Genomic DNA, 14,896 nt, shown 5'->3' with positions numbered 1-14,896 from the left:
AACCTATTGTCTATGAAACAGAAAAAGGGTCTATCCAAGTTGGATAGACCCTTTTTCTGTTGTCATTATTGGTAACCCTGGTTTTGTGTAAACTCATCTTTATTGGTGATGGCATCCAGCTGCGCTTGCGGTATCGGCCTTACCTGATGGTAATCCTGGATATAGGTGGCGATATCGGGGTTGTGTGCTTTCACGCGTTCAAGCAATTTTCCGGTACGTTTGAGGTCAAACCAGCGGATCTGTTCACCGGCAAACTCCCTTGCCCGTTCATCCAGGATAAAGTCAAGCGTCATCTGTGCCGCTGTGACTTTCATGTCTTCTTCCTTACCGGATTGTGCTGCACGGACACGGATGATGTTGACCCAGTGTGCTGCCGAATCCCTATTGCCCAGACGCAACTGTGCTTCGGCCGCATTGAGATAGAGCTCCGCAAAGCGTATAACAAACACATCCCGCGCACTCTGCGCTTCATTGGACGAGGGGCGCGTCGGATCCAAAAATTTGCTCAGTGTCGGATACCGCAATTGATCTTTTACCTTGCCGTCGCTGGCATAAATATAGTTTCGGTCGTATACCTTATAGGCTTTGCCCACATTGCTTACCGTCCGGCGCGTAGCATACACGGCGGTATCGCCCAGTTTGACGGTTGCCGTCGGGTTATTCGAATAGAAGACCTCTTTAAACGATGCTGCGTATCGGCTATCCCCTTCGGGGTACAGATCCAGTAGAAAACGTGTTGGCATATACCGGTTGAATGGCCGGCCATTTCCCAGGTCGCGCAGCATGCCGGTCTCCGTGTCGTATTTCATAAGAAATAGCAGGTGCCCGTTGTTGCTGCCCCGGTTGTGTCCGAGGGGATTCAATATTTCATCGCTTTTATCATTTAACGCCAGGTCAGTCGAATAATTGACTGTATAGACCACTTCTTTATTTTTCAGATTGGCCATATTCCAGAGATCCGCATAGTTTTTGAGCAGTTCAAAACCATAGTTGCCTTTGATGACCGACAATGCATAGTCGTTGGCTTCTTTATATTTTCCATGAGACAGGTATACGCGCGACAAAAAAGCGCGGGCAGCAGGATTGGTCACGCGGCCATAATCTTTGCTTGTGTTAGGTAGATCCTTGATCGCTGCGAGCAGGTCCGATTCAATCAGGGCATAAAACTCTTCGGGCGCAGTTTTATTAGCCGTCGTGATGATGCCTGCGGTTTCCGTGGTGCTCAGGTGCACACCGCCCCAGGTCTGCAGGATATGCCAATAGTAAAATGCCCGTAGAAAACGCAGTTCGGCCAGTCGGATAGCCTTGGTGTCCGGCGCTAGACCAGCAGCGTCAATACGGCCAATACCTGCGTTACAGACATTGACAGCCGAATACAATGCTTTCCATTCGGTCTCCAGGGCTGCATTATTACCCTGAAGATTAATATATTTCATCAGATCAGGAAAGGTGTCGCCGGCGCCGCTCATCCAAAGATCTGTTCCCATTTCGGACATGCTGTAGCCCTCCTCCTTACCATACCACCAGCGCTGATAAGCATAGGCAGCATTTACCAGCGACTCAAAGCCCTCGGGCGTCGCGAAAACAGATTCTGAGGTCAGCCCACTCGGATTGTATTCATCCAGGATTTTTGAACAGCTCGACGAAGCGAGCACGACCACAGCAGCTAACAGGATATTTTTAATAGTTCTTTTCATTTTTTTAGCAATTAAAATCCAACATTCACACCGAAAACAAACAATTTGGTCATCGGGAAGTTCTCCGATCCACCCCTTTCAGGATCGTATGAGTTCAGCAGATCCGATTTTGTCCAGGTAAACGGATTCTTGGCCGTACCATATACCCTCAACTTTTTGATAAAGCCATCTTTTAATATGGATTGCGGAAAATTGTAGCCCAGTGATATGTTCCGGATGCGCAGGTAAGACCCGTCCACATAACCCAGGGAGCTGGAGTACAGTGTGCTCGCCAGTGAGAGCCCTGAGTTTGGCCTAGGATTGGCATTAGTCGGATTTTCCGGAGTCCAATAGTCGATGATGGCTGTACTTTGCCCTAGCCCCTGCGGATCATAGCGCCGCAAAAAATTGGGCTGTAGTGTTTGGCCCCAACGTGCAAACAGCAATATATTGAGATCAAAGCCCTTATAGCTAAAGGTATTGTCCCAGGAGCCGAACCATTTTGGTCTTGGCGTACCTATGATAACGCGGTCGTTGCTCGCATCTATCTTTCCGTCACCATTGACGTCCCTTACACGGATATCGCCTGGTTTCTGATTAAACTTAGCAGCTTCTTCCTCCTGACCCAACTGCCAAATGCCTAGTTTGTCGTAATCGTAGAACACCGTCGTTGGCTGACCGATAAACCAGCCGTTTCCGATATCATCGGCATTGGTCACCAGTTCGACGATCTCCTCCTTATTACGTGTATAAGAAATGGAGGTGTTCCACTTCAAGTTACTGTCTTTCAGAACATCCGCGTTTACGGTTATTTCAAAACCGCGATTCCGGGTTTTTCCAATATTCTGGATCACATTGCTTACGCCTGTCGAAGGCGGAAGTCCTCGTTCGAGCAATAATTTTGAGGTTTTGGAGTCGTAATAATCGATGGTACCGGAGATACGTCCTTTCATGAAGCCGAAGTCCAATCCCGCGTTTGTCGTCGCGGTGATCTCCCAGCCCAGATTGGCGTTTCCGATCTGAGGCGCAAAGGTGTATCCCGTTGCCGAGGCATCGTCGTAGGCAAAAGCGACCCGGCTTAAGTTGCTCTGTGTCGAATAAGGCGACACCGCATAGTTACCTGCTCTACCCCAGCTCAATCTGGCTTTTAATTCGCTAAACAAGGTTTGATTCTTCATAAACGATTCATCCACAATGCGCCATCCCGCAGCGATTGATGGGAAAAAGGCCCATTTACTCCCCTTGGCCAATATGGACGATCCGTCAGAGCGCCCCGTGGCTGTAAGCAAGTATTTTCCTTTGTAGCTGTAGTTGACCCGTCCAGCAAAAGAAAGTAAATTATTCATGCTATATCCCGTGGTGGTGGCCAGGTTTTTCGACGCATTGCCCAAGGCATAGAAAAGCTGACTATCCAGGATGAGGCCTTCACCCGATGCATCAATATGGTCAGATCTGTTCCAGAGGATACTATTGACCGCTGTCACCGTCAAATTATGGTCGCCAAATGAGTTTTGATACGACAATACATTTTCCCAATTGACTAAATGGCTATTTTCGGTGCCATAAGTGGCCTTGGAGGCCGATCCATTACGGTCAATGGTGTACATTCCGGCAAAGGAACCTTCACGGTTATTATTCAGTGTCACCCCAATCGTTGATTTACCCGAAAATCCTTTCCAGGGCTTTAGTTCGAGATAACCATTGATAAGGGTACGGGTCACGATATTTTGCGCATCATATGCATTCGGCTCGAGGTCGGCCAGCGGATTGATAGCCGAGCCATTTAATGGATAAAGGATCAAACTGCCGTCATCGTTATAGATTTTTCCCAGCGGACTGATCTTATTGGCCTGATTTAAAGGATCGCGGGCTGCCTGAATTTTGTAATGTGTCACCTGCGACTGCATCCCCGCCCTAAAGTAGGTGCCTAGTTCTTGATCTATGTTCAGCCGGCCACCAAAACGGTTGGATTTATCCTGCTCGAAGATCCCCCTTTCATTTAAAAAGTCGCCAGAAAAGTAAACCTTCGTTTTCTCGGTCCCGGCATTAATGCCGACCTGATAATTTTGCTGAAATCCATCCTTGACCAAAAGATCGAAGTAGTCGGTGTATTCGTTATTTTTTATCGCATCGAGCTCGGCGGTATTAAAGATGGCAGCATCATCCGATTCGCTGTTCCATTTACCTGTGGTGCGATAAGCCTCTCGTCGAAGTTTCACCCATTGGTCGAGGTTCATGACCTCGGGATAACGCGCTACCTTGGATATACCAGCGTATGCGTTGAAAGCAATTTGTGCAGCTCCGGTTTTACCTTTTTTTGTCGTGATGATGATCACACCATTGGCTCCCCTGGAACCGTAGATCGCCGTAGAAGAAGCGTCTTTGAGCACTTCCATCGATTCTACGTCATTTGGGTTGATATCCTGAATATTGCTGTACTGGATCCCATCCACAATATACAAAGGGCCATTTTGAGCCGTTATGGAGCGGTTGCCCCGGATCGTGATATTGACCCCTGAGGATGCCGATCCGCTGCTGCGTGTCACATCCATCCCCGAGACTTTGCCCTGGACGGACTCCAGCATATTTGCCGATGGTACTTTGGCAATTTCGTCCCCCTTGACCGAGACAACAGAGCCCGTCAGGTCACGTTTCTTAACCGTACCGTAGCCTACGACAACGACTTCATCGAGTTGTGAATCATTGGACTGGAGAACGATCGAGAGTGCTTTTCCAGGCACGATCGTCACATTCTGGGCATCTGCCCCCAGATAGGTGACAGACAGTTGTTTGACCTCTTTGGGCAGTTTGAGTGAAAAATTTCCATTGACATCCGATGATGTCGATATAGAGTTGTTGCCCACCGAGCGAATTGTCGCTCCAGACAGCGGCTTCCCCTGGGAATCTTTCACTGTCCCTTTGACACTTTGTTCCTGTCCCCATGCGTTGGGCGCGGACAAAACAAGCATCGCGCTTAGGGCAGTAGGCAGTAGGATCCTACTCTCCCATTCAATCTTTGGTCTCATAAGGTTGTTAAGTTTATAATTTAATTATTTCCCTTTGCGGTCGTGCAACCGCTTGCATTTTGAAATTAAGTATTTATCATACAAACTGCTAAACATATTTACGCAATCGTTGCCGGCAAGACGGTCCAGTTTTCCAGTGTATCTGGCTTTGGATATCTTCCACTCAGGTTAGAATATATTGATGAAACATATCCTTTTGCGAAGGCTTGATACGATAGAAAGCAAACAGCACAATCGCACCGTTCGGGCAAGCGAAATTATGTGAAAATATAGCAAGGAAAATCAGTCGGCATTTCTGGAAAGCTTTTCATCATGGCCCTATTAACCTATTCAGTAACCGGTCCATGTTCCTGTAATTTTATGCTAGCCCATTCACCTCCCTGAAGCGGATCGGTGCCAGCTGCGTCATTTTTTTGAAGAAATTATTAAAATGGGTAGCCTCTTTAAAACCTAAAGAGTAAGCGATTTCTGAGACGTTCCATTCGGTATGTCTCAGTAATATTTTTGCCTCCTGCAACAAACGCTCTGCAATAACCGTGGAGGTTGTTTTTTCTGTAGTCACCTTGACGGCCCTATTTAGATGGTTGACATGAACGGCGAGCTGGTCCGCGAATTCACAGGGCGAACGAAAGCTGATCCGCTGCCTCACATCTTCAATTGGAAATTGACGCTCTAAAAGTTCCAGGAACATATGGGTGATCCGTTGGGAAGCATTCGTTTGTTGCTTTTCAACTTTTGAAGCCGTTTTCATCCGATGGGTATAGTGCAGCAGGTCAAACACGAGATTTCTCAGCAGATCATATTTATGTTCATAATCCGAATTTAATCCATCCTGCATCTTGAGGTACACCTGCTTTATATCTTCCAATTGCTCATCGGTGAGCTCAAAAACAGGTATGGCATTGGGTTTAAAAACTTCGTAGTCGTTGAGATTGCCAAAATGGTGAAAAAATGATGCTGTAAAAACACAAAAAAATCCAGCTTTATAATCGTCAATCCATTCAAATTTGTAAGGGATCTGCGGATTTGTAAAAAATAAGGCCTGCTTTTTAATTTCAATGACCTTATCAGCATAATGTATTCTATTTCTGCCGATTATCAAGGTAATTTTAAAATAATCTTTCCTGCTGTAGACCACAGGCTTGGTATGCTTACCTATATATTCATCTATTTTAAAAACATTGAAATGCCCCACCCCATTTCGGATATTTTCGGGGACCCGGTCAAATTTAGATTGGTAAAATCCCTCCAGCGACTGCATTTTTTCCATAGGATAAATATACGAAAATCAAACAAAAAGTGGTGCCACTCGGGAGTGGCAACACTTTTTGTTTTTGGATTAAGATTTTAATTAAAATCAGTAGAATAAGAAATATTCTTGTTGCTTTCCAGTTCTTCTGAAAGCAACTTAATTTTTTCCGTTGCCCTTTTATAGGCATCGCTTCCGAGATATAGCCGTACAGGGGGATTTGGATTCTCTGTCAGATCAATAAACACCTGAGCCAGCTTTTCGGGGTTACCGATTTGTGTTCCGTTCATTGCTGCATATTTTCCGTGAGAGGCTGTAATCGCAGTGTAGCTGTCGATTTTCTTTTCAGCTAAAACCAGCGAGCTATCTTGTAGAAACTCCGTCCGGAATGCCCCTGGTGCCACCACTGTTACTTTCACACCAAACTCTTTCACATCCTCTGCCATCACCTCCGAAAGCCCTGTTACCGCATATTTTGTTGCCGCATACATTGCCCAGCCCGTTCCCGGGGCAAATCCGGCAATAGATGAAATGTTGATAATATGGCCCGATCGCTGTTGCCTGAAGTAAGGCATCGCAGCCTGCATCGTTTTGATAACGGCCATTACGTTGATGTCAAAACTATCCTTGATTTCTTTCTGACCTAATTCTTCCACAGCTCCACCTATCCCATAGCCTGCATTATTTACCAACACATCAATTTTCCCGAACTGTGCAACCGTACGTTCCAACGCTTCACGGATAGATTGCTCACTTGTCAGATCCACTTCCAATGGTAAGAACTGTTGCTCGTCAAAATGCCCGACGGCGTCAATTAAATGTTGAGATTTTCTACTTGTTGCTGCTATGCTATACCCTTTTTCGATGAGCTTTTTCACCAACGATAGCCCCATTCCTTTGGAGGCCCCGGTTATAAACCATACTTTATTTGTCTTCATATTAAACTTATTTATAGGACAAAATTAGCACTTCAATGCCCGGCAGGGTTAACAAAATAGAAACAATAGCTTACAAAAATCAAACAATTGAGCGTATTCCACAACAACTCAGCGCTAGCATAAGTCAACAAAAATTATCACACCGTCAAATGGAGACCAAAATATTTTGGTACACTCATGTTAAAAATAAACCGCACTTTCATTAACTTCGTTATCATAACATTTCCGTTTATTTTTATCAACTTGCATACAGACCAACATGGATAAACGCGTAAAATTTGATTTTGAAGTATACTTTACCAATGGTGGCAGCCTCAAAGGCGAAGATTTCCGCTTGGATATCAACGGCGATACGATTAGCGACACGGAGCTCGCCGACTATATTATTCAGGATCTCCGGCTGCTGATGGCCGGAAAAGTAAATATCCTCAATAAGGAAATATTTGAAGAAGCCCATAAGCGTAAAGTTGCGCCGGTAGAAACCGCAACGGAACAACTTATTGACCTCAGCCATACGATCGAAAATGGCCTTGTTACCTACAAAGGGCTTCCCGCCCCGATTATCTGCGATTACCTATCCAGAGCAGACTCCAGGAGCTATTACGATGAAGGTACCGAATTTCAGATCGGCAAAATAGAGATGGTCAGTAATACCGGTACCTATATTGACTGCCCTTTTCACCGCTATGAACATGGCAAGGATACCGCCGAAATGGACTTAAAGGCTTTTGTGGATCTGGACGCCGTTGTCATCAGGGTTCCCTACCGCAATGGACTGGCCATTACCGATCAGCAGCTCAAAAACAGGGAGATTAGAAACCGTGCGGTACTGATCCATACCGGATGGGATAGCCATTGGAATACCGAAGCCTATTATGAAAACCATCCTTACCTGACCGCAGCGGCAGCAACATACCTTGTGGAATGTGGTGTTAAACTGGTGGGCATTGATTCACACAATATCGATGATACCAGTGGACGATCACGTCCCGTGCATTCCACTCTTCTGGGATCAGAAATCCTGATTGTCGAACATTTGTGCCATCTGGACCTACTGCCTGAAGACAACTTTACGTTTACGGCTGCTCCACCGAAGTTTAAAGGTGTGGGGACATTTCCTGTACGCGCATTTGCCAAGCTGAAAAAGGATGTGGCTGGATAGAAGCTTTACGATAAGAACGCCATATACGTAAATTAAATACAAGAAAGAAAATGGGTCAATACTTTTGGATTGCAATACCTGCACAGCTGTTTTTTCAGTATTGCGGCGAAACGATGGAAAAACATCATGCACACGCCTATATTGAAACGATAAACCGTCGTTCAGGCAAGCGTAATTATGTAAAATATAGCAAGGAAAATCAGTCGGCATTTTTGGAAAGCTTTTCATCAGCGGATTATTATGGATTTTTCCTAACCACTTATCCCTTTTCAGATCAGGAGGATATAACAAGCTCCAGTCTCTTCTACGATTCGCCTGTGGGCGAATATACAATCGCAGGAAGCGGCGGGTATGAAACTGATCAGACAAGAGAAATCATCCACCTGCGGCAGATCATGAAGCAAGCTGACAAATCCGCAAAAGCATTTTTTGCGGCCTTGCAGCGCAACCTCAAAAAGATCCCCGATCTACGCGATACCTTGAGAAGTGGAAATAAAAACCATTTTTACCTGCCGACATCAAAAAGCATCATTCCACAAAACGCACATAGCCGGCTTATAGAAATGCCCTGGGAAGAACATTGCATCAGCAAAGACCTGGTCTATCGGCAAGAATAATTCCTATTAAGTGTACTCCTCGGTTATTGAACCTCCTGCAAAATCAATTGCTGTAAAAAATTAATTGAATTGAGCTCTATATTGCTGTGGACTCTGGTTTGTTTTCAATTTAAATAATCTGCTAAAGGATTGGGGCTGTTCAAAACCTAATTCAAACGCAATTTGGGAAATAGTTAGCGCTGTAGTAGATAACTTATTTTTAGCCCGGTAAATCATTTTATCATGGATAATTTGCTGCGTGTTTTGCCCTGTAAGATTTCGTAATAGATCACTTAAATAACTTGCTGACATATGCAGCTGATCAGCTACATAATTGACGGTTGGAACTCCGGCATTCATGCCCTTATCACTATTAAAATAACCTTCCAGCAACTGATCTATACTGTCGGTAAGACTAGGATAATTTTGTTTTCTGGTCAGAAACTGCCTGTTATAAAATCGTTGGGCATAATTTAGCAACAGTTCAATCTGGGAGATGATCACATTATGGCTCATGTCGTCTATACGGCTTTCAAGCTCGTCTTCTATAGCTCTGAATAGCGAAAGCATGGTTTCCTTTTCTTTGGTCGAAAGATGCAGCGCTTCATTGGTCGCATAAGAGAAAAAGTGATACTGATGGATCTTTTGTGCCAAAGGGTATTGTAGTAAAAAGTCAGGATCTATAAGGAGTGTGACCTGCGGACTAAGTATTGTTTGTTCCACAGTTTCCTCTTTATCCTTCTCTTCTATTGAAGAGAGAATTTGTTGTGGAGCCACAAAAAACAAACCTCCCTCTTTAAAGTCAAATTTAGTACGACCATACATTAACTCTCCTCCAGCATCCGGTTTAAAAGCTATTTTATAATAATTCAGTACGTGCGATCTATTAGGTGCACGACCTTTAAGAGGTTTGTCTACACCGTTTAACAAAACGATTAAAGGGTGCTTTGGGGGCGGAAAACCAGATGCCTCCATTACCTCAGCCAGTGTATTAAATCTTTTTAAGGAATGATTCGATTTTTTTGAAGCCATGTTATAAAAATTCCAGATTACAAGTTAGGCAATATTCGCTTTTCCTCACAAAAAAGAAAAGCGAATAAAAGCATGTCAAAAACATCATAGATGGATCAACCTTGGGCTGCTTCTGAAATAGTTTTCCAAGTTTCCCATTCCTGAATGCGTTCAGCATAGATTTGTTGAATATGTGGCAAATCGTTTTTACCCAGTAGTAATCTCAATGGTGGATTTTGATCATCTACAACAGCAAATATAGCCTCGATAGTGGCAATAGGATTTCCTCGTTCCAGCTTTTGTAAATTTTCCATCAAACTGCTCTTTAAAGCATCATACTCCGACAATTTTTTGCTGGCTATTTTTAGGGATTCAGCACTTCCAAATTCAGTATGATAAGCCCCCGGTTCAATCAGCGTTACTTTGATGCCAAAGGCCGCGACTTCTTTAGATAAACTATCGTATATCGCTTCAAACGCAAATTTTGAAGAACAATAATACCCAATAAGAGGATTACTATAAATACCAACAGCGCTCGACGTCCCCAAAATATGGCCATAACCTTGAGTTCGAAATATAGGTAATGCTGCCTGAATTACATGGATAGGGCCAATAATATTGGTTTCATACATCGCTTTTACCTCATCAGTACTGCCCTCTTCAATGGTCCCTACCAAAGAATACCCGGCATTATTGAATACAATATCTAATCTTCCAAAATATTCATTGGCCTTGCTAATAGCGTTTTGCACTTGCGAGGCATTAGTTACATCCACTTCGAGAATCAAAACCTGATCGCCATACTTTTCTTTTAATGGGAAAATACTATCGATATTACGTGCTGTAGCTGCCACTTTGTCTCCACGCTTCAAAGCGGCTTCTGTCCATATTTTTCCAAATCCTCTTGAAGATCCTGTAATGAACCAAACTTTTTCTTTCTGTTTATTTTTCATTTGTTAATTGTATTAATCTTAATGCAAAGTTGCTCCTAAATAGCTATACCTTACGTTGCCAAAATGAGGATTATCCTAACCAAAACAAAGAAAAACGAACTACTGGTATTGTTATAAAATCACCTGCCCTTTTGAACAAAGCTAATTAGGACTTTTGAACAAAACGGCGCATGTTAATCCGTCCTAATTTTGTCTCAGTAATAACAATTAAACGTATTCAAAATGGAAAAGAATAATTATCAGGGAGTTCAACAACAGCCTATCGGTTCGGGCTTCAATGCAAAATCAACAGCTGATGATGTCATTCAAAACATCGATCTTACCGGAAAAATCGCTATTGTCACTGGCGGCAACACAGGAATTGGGTTAGAAACCACAAAAGTTCTCGCCGCAGCCGGAGCTACAGTAGTCATACCTGCACGCGATATTGAAAAGGCAAGGAAGAATCTGGAAGGAATTAGAAATGTCGAAATTGTCGCAATGGATTTAATGTCTCCCACATCTATTGATGCTTTCGCGGAAAATTTTATTGCCTCAGGAAGGCCCTTACATTTACTGATCAACAATGCAGGTATTATGTGGGTACCACTTCGCAGAGATGCACGGGGTATAGAATCCCAGCTGGCGACCAACTATTTAGCCCTATTCCAGCTCAGTGCCAGATTATGGCCGTCACTAAAAAAAGCCAATGGAGCACGCGTGATCAATGTTTCTTCCCACGGTCATCATTTTGCGCCTTTTAATTTTGATGATCCCCATTTCCTCCACAGAGCATATGAAACGTTACAGGGGTACGGACAATCCAAGACCGCTGTCAATCTTTTTTCAATGGAACTGGATGTGCGGGGACAATCTTCCAATATCAGAAGCTATGCCGTTCATCCAGGTTCTATTGGTGGAACTGAATTAGGCAGAGAAGCTCCCCTGGAACTATTTCAGAAAATGGGTTTTGTGGATGCTGATGGCCATATGTTGCCTGAGGTAGCGGCATCATTAAAAACGATCCCACAAGGAGCAGCTACAACAGTATGGTGTGCTACAAGCCCTTTGCTTGAGCATATTGGAGGAGTCTATTGTGAGGATGGGGACATTGCAATACTATCATCAGATATGACCGACCAAAAAGGCGTACATCCTTATTCACTTGATGAAACCAATGCGAAGAAACTATGGAAACTGACAGAAGAGATGACGGGTATTCGCTTCAATCCGTAAATCAGCTTACTACTGGGGCAGGATTTGCATTTTGCCCCAATTTCGCAATGAACTTTTAAACAAAGTAAATGCTATTATTTCTTATCTTTAAGTTATTAATTTCCTTCATAAAAAAGCAAAAATCATGGAATACCAAGCCCGATACATTACCGAAGATATAAAGCTTTCAAGCTACGAAGACAAGTTTTTCAAATCAGATATTATGTTTGACCAGCATATGCTGGTCTGGTTTCTTTCCGGAGAAACCAAGATTGTACAGGCTGATGCTACCTATATATTTGGAAAAGGGGATATTTTTCTAATTCCCAGAAATCAGTTGGCGACTATTATTAATTATCCTAAAGACGGTGAGCCTCATAAAACTGTTGTCATGCATCTATCATTAGAGACTTTAAAGAATTTCTATGCAGGCAAGAATATAAATCCCCAACCCAAAAATTCACCAAAGATTTTTTGTTTCAATAATCACCCGCTCCTGGAAAGTTGCCTGGCATCGCTTATCCCCTATTTCGATATGAAGGATATCCCTGTGGATATTGCTTCCATTAAAATTACCGAAGCCATCAGTATTCTCCGAACGCTGAACCAAGAGATCGATCATGTGCTTGCTAATTTTGAGGAGCCCGGAAAAATCAACCTTGTCGATTATATGGAAAAGAATTTTATGTTCAATCTTCCACTGGAAAAATTTGGTTACCTCACAGGCAGAAGTCTTACAACCTTTAAGCGGGACTTTAAAAAGGCTTTCACCATGACTCCACAACGTTGGTTAACCCGTAAACGTTTGGAACTTGCCTATTATCAGCTTACAGAAAAGAAAAAAAAGCCCTTGGAAGTCTGTTATGAGGTAGGGTTTGAAAATCTCTCCCATTTTTCATTTGCTTTCAAAAAGCAATTTGGATTGGCTCCCAGTCGTTTGGCCGATCCCCTATCGTAGTTTCAGGCGTTCTTCCTGTAGGTCCAAAAGATACAATTGCCTACAAATCGGGTCTTCGTCTATATTGGGAATACTTACTTTTTGTCTCTGGCTAGATCAGCCCGTACTTTCTGTACAAAATCAAGCGAAACCTCAGCAACACGCACAATAATATCATCGGTAAGCTTAAGTTCATTAATCAAATTTTCCACTACCTCATAGCTTTTCGCCTCAGCACCCCTCTCAATTCCTTCTTTAATCCCTTTCTTAAGACCTTGTTCGATACCTTGTTCGATACCTTTTTCGATACCTTGTTCGATACCTGTTTCGAGGCCTTTCTGAATAGCCTCGTTAAGCTGTTGCTCCTGATATTGGCGCACAGCTTCAGCATCCCATTTACGTTTTAGACTTACATCATACATTGCTCGTTCCTCCTTATTCAACTTTGCGTATTCCGCTATTTTAAATAATTTTTCAAATATAGTCTTCTTCAGATAGACCGGGATCTTGTTCAGTTTTGACATATTACGTAAAACATAAAGCCAACGATCAAGATCATTTTCTAATTCTGCCTCTACTTTTGTAAAGTTACGCAATTGAACGTAAATAAACCCCAACTCTTCATAAAAAACTCGACCTGTCTCCCTGTTACACAAACAGATATCGTGAATAACAGCGCTGGATTCTTCTGCTTGTGAAAAAGTAAATCCATCCATGAGTACCACAATGTATACTTCGGTTATCGCATAATTCCACGCTCGCCGTTTTCCTTTGGGAGCCTGATCCGCAATCAGCTTACTGCTGTAGTAAAGCATACGTTTTTTCAAATTTATCTGTGCAGTACGTTGTACTTCAATCACAAACTTCTCACCATTATCAGCAGTACAGATAAGGTCAAAGATCACGGTACCGATCTCCTCGCTATCTCCTACATGTTCATTCTTTTCGTACAATAAATCGACAATAGATTTCCGTCCACGGAATAACCCATTCAATAGTGAAATCAATAAATCCTTATTGGGTTCGGATCCAAAAATGCGCTTAAAAGCATAGTCTGAAACTAGATCTATATAAACTGGCTCGCTCATAGATTCAATAATTGGTTGTTGCATGTAAATATCGCAAAAATAATTTAATAAAACTAATATTTTTAGTAAAAAATAAGTATAACACTTTTTGAATTAGTTTCAAAACTAACGGTGAGAATTATCTACGGATTATGACTATATTAGAAACAAATCCAATGTGGACTAAACAATAGTAAAGATATGAGTATAGAAAATTTTGATGAAATCATTCGCCGCAGTATGGAAATTAGAGAAAAATATCGCGAACTGGAATTGCTGCACCATGGAAATTAAGGTTTCAATTCTTAATCACGATTCGTGATATTCCTATATATATCCATCTCCGACCTCATCTAAATGAGCAAGGCGCACCGTTTGGGTGCGCCTTGTCATCCATTATGGACGTCTTCGCTTACTATAACGACCCAGTAAACGACTGGTTGCAAAACTTACCAGTGTACCCAAAGCAGCCGTAAGGACAGTCTGCAGTACATCACCGAGGGAAATACTCGCCCAGATGGAGCAGATTGTTCCACCGATAGTGGAGATACGGAGATCATTCAGCTTCATCGGCACCACTCCTTTCTTCGCTAAAGTCAGGGGGACTATCGACAGATGGCTTATTTACTTCTGGCGGCTGCTCCTCCTCATCCAGTACGGTCTCCAATATTCCCAATCCAATAGCCACATACCGCAATACATTCCCCACCTTACCCGGTAGTTTAACAGGCGCCGCCAGCACCAGCTGCAGCACCTGTCCTATTTTGTTAAAGATCTTTTTCATTTTGTTTGCATTCTTTCTCCATCACTCTCCAACAACCAAATCGATTAAAATGAAGGGCAAGGAATAACTGACTTCGCTTTAGTGTTGTAGTCTGTTCAAAACTGGAGGACAATGAATTGGAAGCCTAATGTTCCGACTGTCTATCGCTGACGCAAGATGAGGATAGCATAAATCACTGTCCGAGCGTAGCGAGTTTTATTTATGCCGTCAACTTGCTAAGAAGATGGCACAAAGGAACACAGCGAACAATTCAAGTTCTTCAATAATTAGACATTACAAAAGCAATGATTATTCCCGCCCTCC

Annotated in this window: 13 protein-coding genes; 4 read left to right on the top strand and 9 right to left on the bottom strand. The window is 43.0% G+C overall.

The window, feature by feature from the left end:
- Window positions 1–65 precede the first annotated feature (65 nt).
- The 4 genes from B4G94_RS02230 to B4G94_RS02215 form a co-directional block, all read right to left on the bottom strand.
- A complete protein-coding gene (locus B4G94_RS02230; protein ID WP_286856866.1) occupies window positions 66–1,697 on the bottom strand; it encodes a RagB/SusD family nutrient uptake outer membrane protein in 1,632 nt (543 codons plus the stop codon).
- 11 nt (window positions 1,698–1,708) lie between these two features.
- Window positions 1,709–4,702: a SusC/RagA family TonB-linked outer membrane protein gene (locus B4G94_RS02225; protein ID WP_286856864.1), complete on the bottom strand. Its 2,994-nt coding sequence runs from the start codon at window positions 4,700–4,702 to the stop codon at window positions 1,709–1,711.
- Between the two features lie 358 nt (window positions 4,703–5,060).
- Window positions 5,061–5,972 (bottom strand): helix-turn-helix domain-containing protein, encoded by a 912-nt coding sequence (locus B4G94_RS02220; RefSeq protein ID WP_286856863.1) that lies wholly within the window; start codon window positions 5,970–5,972, stop codon window positions 5,061–5,063.
- 77 nt (window positions 5,973–6,049) lie between these two features.
- Window positions 6,050–6,889: an SDR family NAD(P)-dependent oxidoreductase gene (locus B4G94_RS02215; RefSeq protein ID WP_286856862.1), complete on the bottom strand. Its 840-nt coding sequence runs from the start codon at window positions 6,887–6,889 to the stop codon at window positions 6,050–6,052.
- Between the two features lie 259 nt (window positions 6,890–7,148).
- On the opposite strand from B4G94_RS02215, the gene B4G94_RS02210 reads away from it, so the two are divergent.
- Window positions 7,149–8,051: a cyclase family protein gene (locus B4G94_RS02210; RefSeq protein ID WP_286856861.1), complete on the top strand. Its 903-nt coding sequence runs from the start codon at window positions 7,149–7,151 to the stop codon at window positions 8,049–8,051.
- 113 nt (window positions 8,052–8,164) lie between these two features.
- Window positions 8,165–8,668 (top strand): hypothetical protein, encoded by a 504-nt coding sequence (locus B4G94_RS02205; protein WP_286856860.1) that lies wholly within the window; start codon window positions 8,165–8,167, stop codon window positions 8,666–8,668.
- Window positions 8,669–8,728: 60 nt separating this feature from the next.
- On the opposite strand, the gene B4G94_RS02200 is transcribed toward B4G94_RS02205, so the two are convergent.
- Both B4G94_RS02200 and B4G94_RS02195 read right to left on the bottom strand, forming a co-directional pair.
- Window positions 8,729–9,679, bottom strand: a complete 951-nt coding sequence (locus B4G94_RS02200; RefSeq protein ID WP_286856859.1) for a helix-turn-helix domain-containing protein — start codon at window positions 9,677–9,679, stop codon at window positions 8,729–8,731.
- A 95-nt stretch (window positions 9,680–9,774) separates the two neighbouring features.
- Window positions 9,775–10,611 (bottom strand): SDR family NAD(P)-dependent oxidoreductase, encoded by an 837-nt coding sequence (locus tag B4G94_RS02195; RefSeq protein WP_286856858.1) that lies wholly within the window; start codon window positions 10,609–10,611, stop codon window positions 9,775–9,777.
- Between the two features lie 222 nt (window positions 10,612–10,833).
- Between B4G94_RS02195 and B4G94_RS02190 the strand changes: the two genes are divergently transcribed.
- Window positions 10,834–11,826: an SDR family NAD(P)-dependent oxidoreductase gene (locus tag B4G94_RS02190; protein ID WP_286856857.1), complete on the top strand. Its 993-nt coding sequence runs from the start codon at window positions 10,834–10,836 to the stop codon at window positions 11,824–11,826.
- Between the two features lie 124 nt (window positions 11,827–11,950).
- Window positions 11,951–12,763 (top strand): helix-turn-helix domain-containing protein, encoded by an 813-nt coding sequence (locus B4G94_RS02185; protein ID WP_108634111.1) that lies wholly within the window; start codon window positions 11,951–11,953, stop codon window positions 12,761–12,763.
- A 74-nt stretch (window positions 12,764–12,837) separates the two neighbouring features.
- On the opposite strand, the gene B4G94_RS02180 is transcribed toward B4G94_RS02185, so the two are convergent.
- From B4G94_RS02180 to B4G94_RS02170, 3 genes are all read right to left on the bottom strand, one after another.
- Window positions 12,838–13,830: an Rpn family recombination-promoting nuclease/putative transposase gene (locus tag B4G94_RS02180; protein WP_286856856.1), complete on the bottom strand. Its 993-nt coding sequence runs from the start codon at window positions 13,828–13,830 to the stop codon at window positions 12,838–12,840.
- Between the two features lie 375 nt (window positions 13,831–14,205).
- Complete coding sequence (locus B4G94_RS02175; protein ID WP_286856855.1) at window positions 14,206–14,379, bottom strand: hypothetical protein; 174 nt, start codon at window positions 14,377–14,379, stop codon at window positions 14,206–14,208.
- The gene (locus B4G94_RS02170) at window positions 14,366–14,593 is read right to left on the bottom strand and encodes a hypothetical protein (protein WP_286856854.1); all 228 of its coding nucleotides are present in this window, start codon (window positions 14,591–14,593) and stop codon (window positions 14,366–14,368) included. Before B4G94_RS02170 ends, B4G94_RS02175 begins: the two co-directional genes overlap by 14 nt.
- Window positions 14,594–14,896 lie beyond the last annotated feature (303 nt).

The organism is Sphingobacterium sp. UBA7625 (assembly GCF_002484085.1).
Classification (GTDB): Bacteria; Bacteroidota; Bacteroidia; order Sphingobacteriales; family Sphingobacteriaceae; genus Sphingobacterium; species Sphingobacterium athyrii.
Note: the sequence above shows the minus strand (reverse complement) of the source record. Positions and strands in the feature narration are given on the sequence as shown.

Excerpts from the sequence above, each read along its gene's own strand:
- B4G94_RS02175 (WP_286856855.1), bottom strand. The coding sequence starts at position 14,379 with ATGAAGCTGAATGATCTCCGTATCTCCACTATCGGTGGAACAATCTGC.
- B4G94_RS02205 (WP_286856860.1), top strand. The coding sequence starts at position 8,165 with ATGGAAAAACATCATGCACACGCCTATATTGAAACGATAAACCGTCGT.
- B4G94_RS02200 (WP_286856859.1), bottom strand. The coding sequence starts at position 9,679 with ATGGCTTCAAAAAAATCGAATCATTCCTTAAAAAGATTTAATACACTG.
- B4G94_RS02230 (WP_286856866.1), bottom strand. The coding sequence starts at position 1,697 with ATGAAAAGAACTATTAAAAATATCCTGTTAGCTGCTGTGGTCGTGCTC.
- B4G94_RS02195 (WP_286856858.1), bottom strand. The coding sequence starts at position 10,611 with ATGAAAAATAAACAGAAAGAAAAAGTTTGGTTCATTACAGGATCTTCA.
- B4G94_RS02190 (WP_286856857.1), top strand. The coding sequence starts at position 10,834 with ATGGAAAAGAATAATTATCAGGGAGTTCAACAACAGCCTATCGGTTCG.
- B4G94_RS02185 (WP_108634111.1), top strand. The coding sequence starts at position 11,951 with ATGGAATACCAAGCCCGATACATTACCGAAGATATAAAGCTTTCAAGC.
- B4G94_RS02210 (WP_286856861.1), top strand. The coding sequence starts at position 7,149 with ATGGATAAACGCGTAAAATTTGATTTTGAAGTATACTTTACCAATGGT.
- B4G94_RS02215 (WP_286856862.1), bottom strand. The coding sequence starts at position 6,889 with ATGAAGACAAATAAAGTATGGTTTATAACCGGGGCCTCCAAAGGAATG.
- B4G94_RS02180 (WP_286856856.1), bottom strand. The coding sequence starts at position 13,830 with ATGAGCGAGCCAGTTTATATAGATCTAGTTTCAGACTATGCTTTTAAG.
- B4G94_RS02220 (WP_286856863.1), bottom strand. The coding sequence starts at position 5,972 with ATGGAAAAAATGCAGTCGCTGGAGGGATTTTACCAATCTAAATTTGAC.
- B4G94_RS02225 (WP_286856864.1), bottom strand. The coding sequence starts at position 4,702 with ATGAGACCAAAGATTGAATGGGAGAGTAGGATCCTACTGCCTACTGCC.
- B4G94_RS02170 (WP_286856854.1), bottom strand. The coding sequence starts at position 14,593 with ATGAAAAAGATCTTTAACAAAATAGGACAGGTGCTGCAGCTGGTGCTG.